General features: G+C 64.9%; 15 protein-coding genes. 4 read left to right on the top strand and 11 right to left on the bottom strand.

Features of this window, described 5'->3' with window-relative positions; translation table 11 throughout:
- From BM337_RS07520 to BM337_RS07510, 3 genes are all read right to left on the bottom strand, one after another.
- Positions 1-2286, bottom strand: a 2286-nt coding sequence (locus tag BM337_RS07520; protein WP_143117654.1) for a DUF7827 domain-containing protein, incomplete at its 3' end; no start/stop codon positions are given.
- A 269-nt stretch (positions 2287-2555) separates the two neighbouring features.
- Positions 2556-3311 (bottom strand): VOC family protein, encoded by a 756-nt coding sequence (locus BM337_RS07515; protein ID WP_089815450.1) that lies wholly within the window; start codon positions 3309-3311, stop codon positions 2556-2558.
- A gap of 146 nt (positions 3312-3457) precedes the next feature.
- Positions 3458-4567, bottom strand: coding sequence for an OBG GTPase family GTP-binding protein (locus BM337_RS07510; RefSeq protein WP_089815448.1), 1110 nt, complete (start codon positions 4565-4567; stop codon positions 3458-3460).
- A gap of 291 nt (positions 4568-4858) precedes the next feature.
- Between BM337_RS07510 and BM337_RS07505 the strand changes: the two genes are divergently transcribed.
- Positions 4859-5059, top strand: coding sequence for a VNG_1110C family protein (locus BM337_RS07505; RefSeq protein ID WP_089815446.1), 201 nt, complete (start codon positions 4859-4861; stop codon positions 5057-5059).
- Between the two features lie 102 nt (positions 5060-5161).
- On the opposite strand, the gene mvaD is transcribed toward BM337_RS07505, so the two are convergent.
- Positions 5162-6142, bottom strand: a complete 981-nt coding sequence (gene mvaD / locus BM337_RS07500; RefSeq protein WP_089815444.1) for a phosphomevalonate decarboxylase MvaD — start codon at positions 6140-6142, stop codon at positions 5162-5164.
- A 160-nt stretch (positions 6143-6302) separates the two neighbouring features.
- On the opposite strand from mvaD, the gene BM337_RS07495 reads away from it, so the two are divergent.
- The gene (locus BM337_RS07495; protein WP_177227251.1) at positions 6303-6857 is read left to right on the top strand and encodes a GrpB family protein; all 555 of its coding nucleotides are present in this window, start codon (positions 6303-6305) and stop codon (positions 6855-6857) included.
- A gap of 97 nt (positions 6858-6954) precedes the next feature.
- A complete protein-coding gene (locus tag BM337_RS07490; RefSeq protein WP_089815441.1) occupies positions 6955-7386 on the top strand; it encodes a plastocyanin/azurin family copper-binding protein in 432 nt (143 codons plus the stop codon).
- Positions 7387-7433: 47 nt separating this feature from the next.
- Here the strand turns inward: BM337_RS07490 and BM337_RS07485 are convergent, their stop codons facing one another.
- Positions 7434-8267, bottom strand: coding sequence for a QueT transporter family protein (locus BM337_RS07485; protein ID WP_245778619.1), 834 nt, complete (start codon positions 8265-8267; stop codon positions 7434-7436).
- Positions 8268-8381: 114 nt separating this feature from the next.
- Complete coding sequence (locus BM337_RS07480) at positions 8382-9596, bottom strand: low temperature requirement protein A (protein WP_177227249.1); 1215 nt, start codon at positions 9594-9596, stop codon at positions 8382-8384.
- A 189-nt stretch (positions 9597-9785) separates the two neighbouring features.
- Between BM337_RS07480 and BM337_RS21040 the strand changes: the two genes are divergently transcribed.
- Positions 9786-9986 carry a hypothetical protein gene (locus BM337_RS21040; RefSeq protein ID WP_177227247.1) on the top strand — a complete coding sequence of 67 codons (201 nt, stop codon included), beginning with the start codon at positions 9786-9788 and terminating at the stop codon, positions 9984-9986.
- A gap of 81 nt (positions 9987-10067) precedes the next feature.
- Here the strand turns inward: BM337_RS21040 and BM337_RS07475 are convergent, their stop codons facing one another.
- The 5 genes from BM337_RS07475 to BM337_RS07455 form a co-directional block, all read right to left on the bottom strand.
- The gene (locus BM337_RS07475; protein ID WP_089815619.1) at positions 10068-11294 is read right to left on the bottom strand and encodes an MFS transporter; all 1227 of its coding nucleotides are present in this window, start codon (positions 11292-11294) and stop codon (positions 10068-10070) included.
- A 186-nt stretch (positions 11295-11480) separates the two neighbouring features.
- Complete coding sequence (locus BM337_RS07470; RefSeq protein ID WP_089815438.1) at positions 11481-12143, bottom strand: 30S ribosomal protein S3ae; 663 nt, start codon at positions 12141-12143, stop codon at positions 11481-11483.
- A complete protein-coding gene (locus BM337_RS07465) occupies positions 12140-12376 on the bottom strand; it encodes a KEOPS complex subunit Pcc1 (RefSeq protein WP_089815436.1) in 237 nt (78 codons plus the stop codon). Before BM337_RS07465 ends, BM337_RS07470 begins: the two co-directional genes overlap by 4 nt.
- Positions 12373-13515: a hypothetical protein gene (locus tag BM337_RS07460; protein WP_089815434.1), complete on the bottom strand. Its 1143-nt coding sequence runs from the start codon at positions 13513-13515 to the stop codon at positions 12373-12375. Before BM337_RS07460 ends, BM337_RS07465 begins: the two co-directional genes overlap by 4 nt.
- Complete coding sequence (locus BM337_RS07455) at positions 13516-13980, bottom strand: 30S ribosomal protein S15 (protein WP_089815431.1); 465 nt, start codon at positions 13978-13980, stop codon at positions 13516-13518.
- Positions 13981-14293: the final 313 nt, after the last annotated feature.

Here is a 14293-nt window from a genome sequence, read left to right as displayed (position 1 = left end):
CGGCTCTTCGGTGGCCGTCTCAGTCGTCTCAGTCGGCGTTGCCGTCTCAGTTTCCTCGGAGACCTGCGCAACGACCTGACCGTCCTCGTCGAAGTTCTCGCTCAGGTGGTCGAGCGTGATGGTCAGGTTCGTACCTTCGCTGAGGTCGCTGAAGTCAGCGTTCGCCTCGAACGTTCCGTCGGGCTGGACTTCCGCGTCTGGCCGCGTCAGGAACGGGCTCGTCGAGTCGTCGGACTCGATGCTGAGGGTCAGCTCGCTACCGGGCGCCCAGTTGGTCGTCCCGGAGACGGTCTGATTGTCAGCGGCTTCGACGAGAACGAGGTCGTCCTCGTTCAGGTCGAAGTTGGTCTCGCCAGCGACGACGTCGAAGTTCGAGGAGACCGTCTCGTCTTCGTCGTCATCGTGGAAGTTGAGTACGTTGTCGTCGTTGTCGCTGTCACCGGCATTCTTGTCGTAGACCGAGAACTCTGCCGTGTACTCAGTGTCCTGCTCGAAGTCGAAGGCATCGTCACCGTTAGCCTTGTTCTCCGTGTTGATGGCGACGTAGTACGTGTTGTTGTCTGCGTCAGCAACAACTCCGTACTCCTCGTCCATGTCCGCAGAGGTCCAGTCTATCGAGTTGGCGTTCGAGTTCGCACCGGGATTCGCCTCCTCGACCAGCAGGTTCGTTGCTCCTGCATCGGCGCTAAGGAAAGGAGTCTTGGTTTCGCCCAGGCTCTCGTAGTAGCCCTCGAGGCCAGAGGCCTCAATCTGGACGACTACGTAGTCCTGCTGTGCGATCTCGTCGGCCTGGGTGACGTTGCTACCCATGCCCGCGTTGATCGCGTCAGCGTCGCTCCACTTGTCGAAGGCCTCGGGAGCCGTCATGATCGTCACGTTGTCGGTCGAACGGTCCTGCAGCGAGAGCGCACCGACTTCGTCAGCGCCACTGCCGTCGTTGTGACCGGCGGTGACGTTCATGTCGTATTCCGTGGCGTCGAGAAGCTTGTCACCAGCGTCGAGATAGCTATCGTCACCTTCCGTAATACCGTCACCGTCCGTATCGTAGTCGGTGTGGGAGAACTCCCCGCCCTGCTCGATGGAGGAGGTCACAACAGTGTCGTCACCCTCGGCGTTGAGGGTCACATCACTGGAGCCCTGCGCACCGGCAGTGTAGGAGTTAAATTGAACAGTAACCTCACCGTCGTCGTCCTCGTCAGTCACGTGAGCGGTGATCCAGTAGTTCTGGTCGGCGCTACCGATGGTGATCGTACCCTTGTCGGTGTTAGACATCTCCAGGGTGATGTCGGCGACGTCACCGACCTGGTCCTGGGGAACGTCGTTCGCGAACACGACGTCACCATCTGCAGCGTCGCTCACGTTGATCGACGCGCTGGAGGATGCTTCCGTGTCCGTCACTTCGAAGTTGAAGGTGTACTCGCCGGTGTTGACACCGGAGAAGTTCGTCCGGTAATCACCGGAGTTGACGCTGTTGAGCGTCAGCGTATCACCGTCAACATTGTAGTCAGAGAAGTCACCGTTCCGGGTGATGCCATCGGAGGTCTCGTAATTAGTGAAGATATTTCGAAGTTCTTCACCGTCAAGACCATCCGCAGTGACGTTCACCGCGTGGGTACCTCGGTTGGTGTCGATGGTGAGTTCGACGTCCTCGTCCTCATCAGTGACGTCCGCATCTTCGAAGCTCGCATCGAAGGTCTGCGTCGTCACCGAAAAGGTGCCACTGGAGCCAGATCCAATCTGGCCGTTACTGACTGCGACACCAGATTCGGAATCGGTTGCACCGTCTGCCTTGATGGTATAGGTGCCATCGAGACCATCAGTGCTGAAGGTAGTGTAGCCCTCGTCGTTGATGACGAGAGTTTTCTCGAACTCGTCGGGGTCGTTAGAGTTGACCTTCCAGAGCTCGTACGTTGCATCAGCGGAACCGGAGATCAGTACCGTCTCTCCCCAGTACCGCTCACCATAATTCAGGTGATCGTCCGCATCTGAATCGGTGAAGTCGTTGTGATTCGCAGCGGCTGAGCCGGGCAGCGCGACGGTCATCGCGAAGACCGAGAAGACCATCAGCGCAGCCAGGAACAGGCTACGAAGTTTGTCGTTTGTCGTTGTCATAGGGTGTCGATTGTCCGATTGGGCGGCGTCAACAGCTTTCCTCCCAGCACGGACGCGGTCGCCCCGCGTCCGAACCGAACCTGAGTACTCGTTGTCGGCGCCATGGGTAGGGGTGCTTAAATGGTCTTGGCTAAGTGGTAATAAGCCTTGTCGATACTGTTGAGTATAGAACATATTTACGGAGAGGGCGGAAGTGCGATATTTCAACGCTTCCGGCCTAGACAATTACCATCAGGGAATCGGTGATCGTCGATGTGTTACAATTCGTAAACTAATTCTCGTTGACGTTATGGGCTGTGCTATGAAGGGTCAGTTCGCACGCGGCAGTCGGTGGACTGGCCCCCGACGCGGGTGCTCGACTAGTCCACCCGTGGCTCACTGGACGAACTTGGCGAGAACGGATGTAGTCAGAAGACGAGCCCCGTCGCGAACGACCGCTTGCGCTACTCCGCAGTGACGACTTCGATCTCGTGACCGTCGGCGTCCTTCGTGAAGGCGTAGTTCATGTCGCAGGACTCGGGGTCGCGGTAGTCCTCGGCGTCGCGTTCCATCAGCGTCTCCCAGGCCTCGGTCAGGTCGTCCGTCCGGACCGCGAGGTGGCCCCAGGCGTCGCCCATCTCGTAGGTCCGACCGTCGTAGTTGTAAGTGAGTTCGACGGTCATCGCCTCCTCGGCGGCGTCCTGCGGTGCGACGAAGTAGTTCGCGAAGGTGTCTGACTCCCAGCGCCCGGCGGGGGCATAATCGAGCTTCCGGGTGTACCAGCCCAGCGCGTCGTCGGCGTCCTCGACACGGATCATCGTGTGGTCGAGGCTCCAGCGGGCACCATAGTCCCGCTCGACGATCTCGATCTCGTGGCCGTCCGGGTCCTTCACGAAGGCGTACCCGGGGTTCTCCTCCGGCGGCCGGTAGTCCTCGACGCCCTCGTCCATCAGCTCGTGGTAGGCCTCGGTGACGTCCTCGACGCGGACGGCGATGTGGCCCCAGGCGTCGCCCATCTCGTAGGAACGCCCGTCGTGGTTGTAGGTGAGTTCGAGCAGCGCACCGTCGTCGTGGACGTCCTCGGGCCCGAGGAAGACGTTGGTGAAGGTGTCGGCCTCCCAGCGGCCTTTCTCCTCGTAGTCGAGGTGGGTCTGGTACCAGTCCAGCGATTCGTCGAGGTCTTCGACACGGATCATCGTGTGGTCGACGGTGAACGTCATACTCGGTGTGACGGCCTGAGCGCCGAAAAGCGTACCGACAGTGGCCGCTCGGGTGTCAGCGCAGCGAACTGGTTGAGTAGCGGCCCCCAGATATCGAGTCGATCTTTGCGTGCGTGCGCGGAGAGGACCTACCCGCTCGTCGTGTACTACTTGCTCGTCGTGATCCGGAGCACGTCCTCGTCAGCGAGTTCGTGTGACTGGCCGACCTGTTGCTCGTCGTGTTTGGCGCTCGGACCGGTGACGCGAGCGAAGCGGAACCGGTCCTCGAAGTCGCCGCCGAGCTTCTCGCAGGCGTCCTCGACGGTCTGGCCCGCCCGGAGGATGAGCGGTTCCTCGTAGTCGATTCCGCGGCCGGGCTTGTCCATGTAGATGCGGATGAGGCCCAGTTCCTCCCAGATGACGTCCTTGAGCGCGTCGAGGCCCTTCTCCTCCTCGGCGCTGATGAAGACGGCCTCCTCCGGGTCGACGTCGTGGTCGCGCAACTGCTCGTCGACGGTCTCCTTGTAGTCGGGTTCGATCAGGTCCGCCTTGTTGACGGCGACGACGGAGGGGAGGTACACGCGGTTGTCCATCACGCCGTCGATGAGGCGGTCGATGTCGACCTGCTCGCCGATGGTGACGTCGGCGTTGACGTGGCCGTGTTCGCGCAGGACACCCTTGATGGTCTCCTCGTCGAGGTCCAGGTCGACGCTGGAATTGACCGACAGGCCGTCCTTGGCCTTCCGGCGGATGGAGACCCGCGGCGGGTCCCGATCGACCCTGACTTTGTTCTTGTAGAGTTCTTCGCGCAGGCGCGCGTACTGTTCGATCTCGAAGACGGAGAGGACGAAGACGACGAGGTCGGCCGTCCGGACGACCGAGAGCACGGCCTGGCCGTCCCCGCGACCGCTCGCGGCGCCTTCGATGAGTCCAGGCACGTCGAGCATCTGGATGTTCGCGCCGCGGTACTGCAACATGCCGGGGTTGACGTCGAGCGTCGTGAACTCGTAGGCGCCGGTCTCGCTGTCGGCGTTCGTGAGGGCGTTGATGAGCGTCGACTTGCCGACGCTGGGAAACCCGACCAGGGCGACGGTGGCGTCGCCGTGCTTCTCGACGGAGTAGCCGGTGCCGCCGCCGGCGGAGGACTGGTTCTCGAGTTTCTCCTTCAGCTCCGCGAGCTTGGACTTCAGCCGACCGATGTGGGCCTCGGTCGACTTGTTGTAGGGCGTGCTGGCGATCTCCTCTTCGATCTCGCGGATCTCCTCTTCGAGCCCCATTACGTTAACGTCGGCCCGCCGTCCCGAATAAGGCTTTCCTCCCGTCCCGGCGACGGGGGTCCGGTCGGCGTGCCCCTGGTCGCGACCACCCGCCGCGTCACTGGCCGCGACCACCCGCCGCGTCACTGGCAGCATCGGTCCGCGAGACTCGGCGCCGTGGGCCGTCGCTACCGTGCGCAACCTGTATGTGGAAATCCAGCGGACGGCTTCGACACCCCTCCTGACGGGCGAATCTCTCAGTCACACGTGCATTTCGACACACTAATACGGGGCCCCACACCACAACCGACAATGGCAGACGTCGATCGGTTTCGCGACAGCACGCAGATTCTGCTGCCAGCGACTGCCCTCGACGGGATTCGGGACGAACTCGAAACCCGATTTACCCTCACCGTTCGCCAGGAAGGCCCACAGGTCCGCATCATCGGTTCGCCGGTCGAGATCAAGGAGGCTACGGACTTCCTGGCGATGAACGGCGTCACCCTCGCCTGAGAAGGGTTCTCGAATCCGCATCCTGTCGGTCAGTGTGCGAGAGTAGGTCGCGTCGGTAATAGCCGATCCACGTAGAGGCGCCGAGCGTTCACAGCGAACTGCTCAGAAGAGCGCGTCGGACTCGTCGAGGACCTGTGCGGGACCGCCGACCTCCCACTGGCGGGTGTCGACGCCGCAGTCGGCGACGACCTCCTCGACGCGGTCGACGTGGTCGGCGGTCGTGTTGACGTAGACGCTCGCGCCGGTGTCGACGGAGAAGTACACTGGGACGTCCTCCTCGTTCCGGAGCTCTCGGACGGCGTTGAATATCTCGATGGTTCTGGGCTGCCAGTACACCCAGCCGGCGGGCCCGGTCATCGTCGTCGCCGCCAGCGAGAGCGAGTCGTGCTCGGCGCGTTCGAAGGCGTCCTCGAAGTCGCCCTCGCGGAGTTCGCCGCGCATCGCCGCGATCTGTCCGTGGATGTGGGCCATCCGCCCCTCGAACATGTGGCTCTCGGCGGCCTCGGCGTGGGCGGAGTCGGTCTCCTTGTAACTCGGAACCATGCCGGCGACGATACGGACGTCCTCCTCCAGTTCGTCGGCCACGTCGATGCGCTCGGAGCGGCAGTCCTGGTCGTCCGCGCCGGTTCGCAGGTGTGAATACGCGCCAGTGACCGCGCGCGCGGCCGAAGCGGACCCGCGGCGGGCGATGGCGGACACCTCGGGTCGGGTCAGGTCCAGCCCTGCCGCCTCGCTCAGCGCCATCGCGGCAGCGGCGAATCCCGACGCCGAGGAACCGAAGCCGATGTTCGTGGGGAAGTCGTTTTCCGACTCGAAGCGGACCCGGTGGTCGAAGCCTGCCCGCTCGCGGACTTCGTCGACGACTTTCCGGATGCGGTCGGCGCCGTGCCCCGCCACCGGTTCCCCGTCGATGACGTACTCGTCCGCATCGAGCTCGGGATCGAACTCGACCGTCGTCAGGCTGTGACTCGGTGCCGTACAGACGCTGATCGAGTCGTGGTAGGGCAGGCGCAGCTCCTCGTCGCGCATCCCGTGGTACTTCACCAGCCCCTGGATCGGGTGTGCCTTCGCCGTCGCTTTCATACTGCTTTCTTCTGGGGGGTGTACTTTGCAGTTGCGTCTCTCAGCTGTCAGTGTTTCTTCGTTGAACGGAGGCCAGGAGCCGCGACCGGGCAAACCGTACGCCCTGTCGAGACAGTTCATCGACACGCCCATGGGAGACGGGGCCGATTCACCGGACGCGATGAGTGAGCCCGACATCGACTACAGCGAGCCCATCAGCGTCGTCGAGTACGATCCGGCGTGGCCAGACCGCTTCGAGCGCGAAGCGGCACGCCTCAGCGACGCCCTTGCTGAGCTCGACGTCCGCCGGATCGAACACGTCGGCAGCACGTCCGTTCCCGGCCTCGCAGCGAAGGACATCGTCGACGTCCTCGTGGTGGTCCCGGACGAGGACGTCGGGTGGGACTGCGTGGACCGACTCGAATCGGTCGGCTACGAGTTCTTCAGGGAGTGGGACGAGCCCGACGGACGGCTCGAACTCGGTCGGTGGCCCGAGGACGGCCAGCGGTTCAACCTCAACGTCCGGTTCGAGGACGGCGACGGATGGCGGCGAAATCTTCTGCTACGGGAGTACATGCGCGACCATCCGGAGGCCCGCGAGGACTACGAGGCGGTCAAACGCGACGCCGCCGCGCGACACGCCGACGAACCGGTCGAGTACACGAAGGCCAAATCGGACGTCGTCCAGGAGATTCTCGACGACGCACGAGCCGCCGGGTACGACGAGCGGATCTAGATCGGGGGTGAGGATCCGCTTCGTTCTCGAATGCCAGGACCGATCAGTCCGGGTTCGATCGCGGTTTTGAAGCCTGTCGGGTGCAGAGTCTCGGACAATGGACCGTCGCGCGTACCTCCGGGCCGTGGGTGGGCTCTCGACCGTCGGGCTGGCCGGCTGTTCCGGACTCGTCGCCGAACAGGGAACGGGCAATCAGTCCTACGACGTCGGGATGTCGTCGTCCGCGTTCCGACCAGCGCGTATCGAGATCGACCCCGGCGAGACCGTGGTCTGGCGCAACACCAGTTCCCACGCCCACACCGTCACCGCCTACGAAGAGAGTATTCCCGAGGATGCCACGTACTTCGCCTCCGGCGGCTTCGACAACCAGTCCGACGCCGAGACCGGCTGGATCGAGGGAACGAACGGCGCGCTCTACCAGGGCGACGAGTACGAGTGGACGTTCGAGGTCCCCGGGGAACACCACTACTTCTGCGTCCCTCACGAGCAGGCGGGGATGGCCGGGACCGTCACCGTCTCCGGGGACTGAGCGCGAGACGCCTGTTCCGCCCCGAGTCCGACAGGAGACTGGCGAAACTAGTCGTCTCGCCGCAGAATCGCCGAGAGGCGTTCGCCGGAGAGGAGACTCGCGACGAGAAGGAGGAGCGCTGCTACCGATCCGACGAACAGCTGGATCCGCGTTCTCGTCACGTCAGACGCCGTGACGTCGGCAGGACCCACACCGAATGGAACGCCCTGGAGGCCGAGACTTATCCCGATTCCGACGACGATCCAGGCGATCGAGACGGCGGCGATGCCGATGCCAGCGACCTGTTGGCGGCGCTCGCTCACCGACGGGAGGTCCCCCTCTCGCATCAAATCAGGATAGAGGAGCCCGTCGCGCTTGACGCGCGGATAGAGGAACCTGAGCAAGATCGGGCCGCCGATCGCTGCGACGAGGAAGTCGTTGACGAAGATGATCGTTCCGAGCACTGAGAACGGGAGCAACTGGAGCACCTCGAGTCCCCAGGCGATGATCGCGGCGGTCCCGGCCGCGGACACGAACGAGATTGCGAGGAACTCGAGCAACTGGCCCGCTGAGTCCATCGCGGGTTCCTCGTCGCACGAGAGCCGGCCGAGGTTCCCCCAGAGCTTGTACCCCGCGAAGCCGAAGAAGAAGTTCCCGACGAACCCGAAGACGCTGCCTCGGGTCAGCGTGCCGCCGAAGACGTCGCCGATGAGGTTGCCGAACGCCGACCCCCAGGCCGCCGCGGGGCCGAACAGGACGCTGAACACGACGGGGAGGACGTTCGCGAGCCGGACCTCGGTGAACCCCGGGACGAGGACAAGCCCTTTGAACGGGATGAGGACGGCGGTGTAGGTCGCGGTGACGACGACGGTCAGGATTATCATCCGCGAGTCCCGCCACATCAACGCGACTTCACGCACCGCGCTCTCCCCCCGCTGCTCGGTCGTGGTTCGACGCTCTCTGTCGATCGGCTCTCGGTGCTGGGGACGAGCGGTCGATCCGGACGCTGGTGTGGTTCATGGTTCTGATTCGGGCGTTCTCAGTCGATGGACGGTCTCGAAGACCGCGAGAGCGACTAACGTGATCGCGATGATCCACGTGACGAGAAGCGGAGCCACGAGCCGACCGACGCCCAGAATCACGACGACGACGGCGACGGCGACGGTGATTCGCGTCAGGAACAGCCGGTCGTGGAGCGGCGTCGGCATCGCACGATGGCAGATGGCGCTCCCGAGGAGGAACGCGGCGACGCCGCCTGCGAAGACGGTCCGGCCGATCGGCTCGAGCGCGTGCGCCGCGATGACGGCCTCGATCGCCGCTTCGAGACCGACTCCCGTGGCCCCGATACCGATGAAGATGAAGTAATGCCCGAAGACGTAGACGAGCATTCGTTCTCGCATGTGGAGCCAGTGGGTTCTGGTCTCTCCCAGCGCGCGATCGATAGTGCGCTCGTCGAAGTTGTCGAAGTAGAGCCACCATATCGCGACCACGAGCAAGAACCCGCCGATCGCAGTGACTCCGGACGGGACGAACCAGTCGATGCCGGTGGTCCCCGTGGCGACGGCCAGCATCGTCTCGCCCAGGACGAGGATGGTGAACAGCCCGAGCCGTTCGGGGAAGTGAGACACCTGCACGGGGACCGTCTCGAACACGAGATAGACGATTCCGATACCGGCAATCTCGAGCATAAACGCCGATATCCAGAGCCCGAACCGGCCGGGGACCGGCGAAAACAGCGACAGCCCCCAGACGAACGTCGAGAGCGAGCTGAACGTGACCCAGTAGGTGAAGAACTTGTCGGAACCGGGGACGACGTACCACCCCCGGAGCGCGAGCCCGATGTACAGGACCCGCAAGAGGAGGAACGAGGCTGCGAACGCGAACGAGCCGCCGTGGAGGGCCTGGGAGATGGTCTGGGACATGATGATAACCCCGAACATCACCAGTATCAGGGCCAGCTGGGAGAAGAGGTCGTCCGTGTCGAATATGTCGGCGTAGTAGCTGAATCCGACCCACGTCCACCACACGAGGACGAAGAGGCTCGCGTACTCCAGGATGGCGACGAGCGAGAGCCCCTCCCGGAGGAACGCGCCGAGCTCGGCGATGGCGACGATGTATACCAGGTCGAAGAACAGCTCCAGCCAGGTGGCGTGACGCGGGCGTTCGGTCTCCGCGTACACAGATATCGGTCGCCGAATGGCGTACAGTAGGTTCTCTTCGCGCGGACTCACGGACTTTTCGTCGTTCGACGGACGCGGTCGAGCCGATGCTGACACGTTCTCGCCGTGACGTGGAGCCCCATAGTGTCTCTCACGGAGACTATTCAAATAACTGTATGGTTTCGCACGGCCGTTCAACTCCCGACGCCGCCTTGCGGGAGCAGACCGTACCGCTATGAGTCTCCGCGCAAACGTTCGGACATGCCCAGGCTCGTCCAGGTCGCCACCTTCTTCGTCCTCTTCGGCGCCGGTTACGTCGCCCTCGCCCCGTTCCCGCACGACGGCGCAGTCCTGGGGTTCGTTCTGAGCTGGTCGATCGTCCTGGCCACGCTCACGCACGTAGTACCGTGGCTCTACTTCAAGCTGGACACCGAACCCGTGGCGCCATCGAAGGACTCGTGAGGAGGTCGTCGCGAGCGGTGCGCTTTCGACGAACGACGAACTGCGCGGACGCGGACCGACGCAGCGGCTGGGGTCACGGGGTCAGTCCGCCCCTCCCGTGCTCGACAGCACCCAGCCGATCACCCCCGCGATGAACCCGACGATGCCCGCGAACAGCAGGATCACGCGATACCCCCAGGTAACCGAAAGGGTGGCGAAGAGCACCGGTGCGAGCGTTCGGCCGAGGAACGTCGTGCTGTTGCGGAGGCTCAACGCCTCCCCCCGGACCTCGGGTGGGACGAACTCGGTCACCTCGTCGTCGATCGACGGGAGGACGACGCCCCATCCCGCACCGAACACGGTGCTGGCGAGTCCGATGGCGATCGGCGACCCGGCGAGCCACGTCCCCACCAGGCCCGCGCCCGCACCGGCGAACCCGAGCACGATGATCGCGTCGTCAGAGAAGTAGGTCGTGAGCCGGCCGGCCTGGGAGGCGGAGACTGCCGACGCCGCGAGTGCGGCCGTTACGACGAGACCGATCGCCGTCGGTGCGAGCCCGTAGGCTACTGCGAGCAGAAACGGGATGGCCGTAAACACTGTCCCGAAGAGGAGCAGTTCGATCGTGAACGCCGACCCGTAGAGGAGCGCTGCCTCGCGTGCACTGAGGGCGAAGACGGCCTCGCGGATCGATCCGAACAAACCGGTCGCGTGATCGTACGACGGCTCTTCCAGGCTGCGGTGCGCGTACAGGGCGATGGGCAGGCCGAGGAGGTACGCGACGAACGGGACGTTCCACGAGACCGTCGCGAGCATCCCGCCGAATATCGGGAAGACCGCCGCGCTCGCCGATAGCACGGCGGTGTTCGCACCCAGCACCGCGCTTCGCTGAGCGCCGTCGAAGGTGTCGCCGATGACCGTGACCGTCGTGACGAAGATACCGGCCGCGGCGGTTCCCTGGACGACCCGGAGAACGAGGACGCCCTCGTAGCTCGGGGCGATGGCGATGGACGCTCCCGAGAGGCTAAAGCCGACGAGGCAGGGGACGAGGACGCGACGTCGACCGATCCGGTCCTCGATCAGGCCGATGACCGGCGAGAGGACGATGCCAGTGACGAAGTACAGCGAGATAACCAGGCTCGTCTGCGAGTCGGTGAGCGCGAACCGGTCCTGGATAACGGGCAGGCCGGGGCTGATGAATGCGACGCCGAGCGGCGCCAGGAGGGTGCTCACGAGGACTACGCGGAGCGTCGGGGATCCCCACGGTATCGCGGTACCGGGCTGGACGACGTCTCGGAGGTGCCGACCCACGCGCACCGACGAGTCGACCATCGAGCCTCGACTCCGCTCGGAGACACCGTCGTTCACGACCGATCCGTCGCACGGGACAGGGAAGTATCTAGTCCGGCGTCGGGCCTCGCAGGTACCATCCCCTATCGAGTCCGCACGTACATTTCGGTACTGCGAACCCGCTCCGCTGTCGGTATTCGACGGCGCCAAAAAACCTCAAGAGAAGCGTTACTCGGCGGCTTCGTCTTCCTCGACGACGTCGCCGACGTCCTCCTCGTCGACGTCGACGGAGGTCTCCTCTTCGGCGGCGACTTCCTCGGGGTGGGCCTCGAGGGTCGTCTTCTGAATCTCGACCCGGCGGAGCGGGTAGATGTCCTTGGCCTCGCCGTAGATGGCCGAGGAGAGCCGCCCCTCGACGATGGAGTCGACGAGCTGCTCGAAGGTCCGGTCCTGGGCCGACTCGCGGACGAGGTCGATCATCGTCCGGCGGATGGCCTGCTCCTGGGACTCGTCGGCGCTCTTCGTGGTGAGCGCGACGGGCTGGATCTGGACGCGGTAGTCGTCCGTCGTCAGGACGGTAATGAACGCCTCGATCTTCGAGGAGCCCCGGCGGACGAGCGAGCGCAGGTAGTCCCGCGTCAGCTCGTGTTTGACGAACTCCGTGTAGGCGGAGTCGGAGGCGACCTCGTTGATCTTGAAGGTCAGCTTGATGTTGTTCTCGCTGGCGTCGTTGTTCAGGTCACCCAGCGTGGTCTCGATGGTGCGGCCGAGCACCTTGTCCGATTCGTCTGCCGTGGTCTGGCCGAGCTCCGCCCGGTCGAACTGCTCGGGGGCGAGCACGGTGTACCACCGCTTCTGTTGCTTGCGTCGGGATACGGATCGTTCGCTCATGTGTTGTTGGTAGTCGTGTGGTCGGATAACTGTGCCGCGACGGAGAGGTTGACGACGTAGTCGTCGACGGTCGACTGCAGGCCGCCGGTCGTCTCGCGCTCGATGGTCGTCACGAGCGCGTCGTCCTCGATAGTCGTGTGCATCTCGTCGGTGTTGTCCGGGCGCACAGCGCGCGCGAGTCGCTCCGCGGTGTCGCTATCGACGTGTGTCGTGCGGATCGTCGCGCGTTTCATAGTGCCTCCCGGAAGGTCTCGACGAACTCGTAGCGTTCGCCCGCGAACTGCGCGCGGGCCCTGTCCTCGGTACCGGTCGCGTCGCCGTCTGTCGCACTCGCTGCGGCGTCTATCGCGGCGAAGACGTCGGTGCCGTCCGTCGACCGGGCGGCCGCATCGTCCTCGCCGACGACGAGCGTCACCGGTTCCGGCGAGCGGAAGTCGGCGACGAGTCGCGCGACGGTGCCGACGGGCATCGAAGCCCCGCGGGCGACGAAGACGCCGTCGTACCGGCGCGTCGTCGCGTCGGTGACGGCGGTGTGTGCCCGCTCGGCGTGGCTGCGCCACGCGGCGAGTGCCTCCTCGCGGAGGCCGTCGTGGCCGAGCGCCAGCGCGACGGCGATGCCGGGCCGTTCCCGGGCAGCGGCGTCGAGCACGTCGGCGTAGCCCCCAACCGTCTCGAATGGGCCACCGACGTACGGGCGAAGCGCGCGTTCGACGCGTTCGCCCGCGCGGTCGGCGGCCGCTTCGGAGCCCGTGACGGCGAGTGCGACCAGCGACGCGACGCGCCGGTGGTCGTTCTCGTCGAGCGCTTCGGGCACCTCGCCATCTGCCGGCAGGTCGAGTTCGGCCAGGGCGTCGGCCGCCGCGTCCGCGTCGCCGGAGAATGGCGCGTCGACGAGCGTCGAGTGTGCGAGCCCGTCCGCCAGGTCCGGGACCGGGACGGCGACGCCCAGACGGCGTTCTATCCCAGCGGATTCGGCGGCCTCGACAACCGGCCCCGACACGTCGCCCGCGGCGATCGTGCCGGCGAGCGCGAGGGTCGGGTCAGGTGACTGGTCGAGTTCGCCGACCGCCTCGAAGGCGGTGACGCTGGACGGTTCGGGACCCGTGACGGAGACGTCGGCCGTCGCGTCTGCGTGGCCGACGGCGACGGTCAGGTCGGCGTCGGTCGCGCGAGTCGCGTCGCTGAACGGGCGCACCACGGTCGCCTGGAACGGCGTCCCGCGAGCGTCGAGCGCCCGGGCGAGCACGCCCGTCGCGGCCAGCGAATCACCGTCGGCGCGGGCGACGAGGCGGACGAATCCGGCCTCGCGGAGCGCGGCGGCGAGGTCGCTGGCGGCGGGGGCGGACGACTGGTCGCGACCGGTCGTGGACATCTAGTCGAGGAGTTCGACGGCGGTGTCGTAGCTGTAGGTGAAGTCCTGGTCGATCTCGTCGCCGCGATAGTAGTCGACCATGCGGCGGATCTTGGACTGCGTGTTCTGCAGCGCGCGCTTGTTCTGGTGGTCGCCAGGGTTCTCGTCCATGTGCTCACGGAGTCGAACGGCCCGCTCCATCAGGTTGCGCAGGTCCTCGGGGAACTCCGGGTCGGCGTCGTTCTCCTCAAGGATCTCGGTGATCTTCTTGCCCGTCGCGAGTTTGACGTCCGGCACCGGGGTGCCCTGGACGCCCTCGTCGCGCAGTTTCTGGCCGATGACGCTCGACGAGTGGCCGTCCTCGGCCAGCTCGACGACGCGCTCTTCGATGGCGTCTTCGTCTACGTCGCTCCACTCCGGCGGTTCGTCTGCCGCGGGCCTGTCCGAACCGGACGAGCCTCGGCGGCGTGTGTGCATTCGTGCCATTGTTCGTATTGGAACGGCACAGACCGCTATGACGCTCCTATAGAGCAGCGTCTGGCGTGATGTTGCGTGGTCCGAGCGAAGCGAGGGCCACGGAAAACGCGAACGGCGTGAGCCGTGAGCGCGAGTGGTTCGCTCCCTTCGTCCGGACGCACGAAACACGGCCGCAATCCCGGAGCCGCCCAAACGGGCGGCAAGTCAGATTTGCGGTCGTGCTGTTCCCGTCTCTACAACGACGAGCGCCCGACTAAACGGTTTCCATCTGTCCGTCCGAAACTGGTCACGCGCGCGAACTGTAGCGAGCCGCCGCCGGAGA

The organism is Halomicrobium zhouii (assembly GCF_900114435.1).
Classification (GTDB): Archaea; Halobacteriota; Halobacteria; order Halobacteriales; family Haloarculaceae; genus Halomicrobium; species Halomicrobium zhouii.
The sequence above is the reverse complement of the archived record's forward strand: the minus strand, read 5'-3'. Positions and strand labels throughout refer to the sequence as shown.

Excerpts from the sequence above, each read along its gene's own strand:
- BM337_RS07515 (WP_089815450.1), bottom strand. The coding sequence starts at position 3,311 with ATGACGTTCACCGTCGACCACACGATGATCCGTGTCGAAGACCTCGAC.
- BM337_RS07475 (WP_089815619.1), bottom strand. The coding sequence starts at position 11,294 with ATGGTCGACTCGTCGGTGCGCGTGGGTCGGCACCTCCGAGACGTCGTC.
- BM337_RS07460 (WP_089815434.1), bottom strand. The coding sequence starts at position 13,515 with ATGTCCACGACCGGTCGCGACCAGTCGTCCGCCCCCGCCGCCAGCGAC.
- BM337_RS07510 (WP_089815448.1), bottom strand. The coding sequence starts at position 4,567 with ATGGGGCTCGAAGAGGAGATCCGCGAGATCGAAGAGGAGATCGCCAGC.
- BM337_RS07455 (WP_089815431.1), bottom strand. The coding sequence starts at position 13,980 with ATGGCACGAATGCACACACGCCGCCGAGGCTCGTCCGGTTCGGACAGG.
- BM337_RS07505 (WP_089815446.1), top strand. The coding sequence starts at position 4,859 with ATGGCAGACGTCGATCGGTTTCGCGACAGCACGCAGATTCTGCTGCCA.
- mvaD (WP_089815444.1), bottom strand. The coding sequence starts at position 6,142 with ATGAAAGCGACGGCGAAGGCACACCCGATCCAGGGGCTGGTGAAGTAC.
- BM337_RS21040 (WP_177227247.1), top strand. The coding sequence starts at position 9,786 with ATGCCCAGGCTCGTCCAGGTCGCCACCTTCTTCGTCCTCTTCGGCGCC.
- BM337_RS07470 (WP_089815438.1), bottom strand. The coding sequence starts at position 12,143 with ATGAGCGAACGATCCGTATCCCGACGCAAGCAACAGAAGCGGTGGTAC.
- BM337_RS07465 (WP_089815436.1), bottom strand. The coding sequence starts at position 12,376 with ATGAAACGCGCGACGATCCGCACGACACACGTCGATAGCGACACCGCG.
- BM337_RS07490 (WP_089815441.1), top strand. The coding sequence starts at position 6,955 with ATGGACCGTCGCGCGTACCTCCGGGCCGTGGGTGGGCTCTCGACCGTC.
- BM337_RS07485 (WP_245778619.1), bottom strand. The coding sequence starts at position 8,267 with ATGTGGCGGGACTCGCGGATGATAATCCTGACCGTCGTCGTCACCGCG.
- BM337_RS07495 (WP_177227251.1), top strand. The coding sequence starts at position 6,303 with ATGAGTGAGCCCGACATCGACTACAGCGAGCCCATCAGCGTCGTCGAG.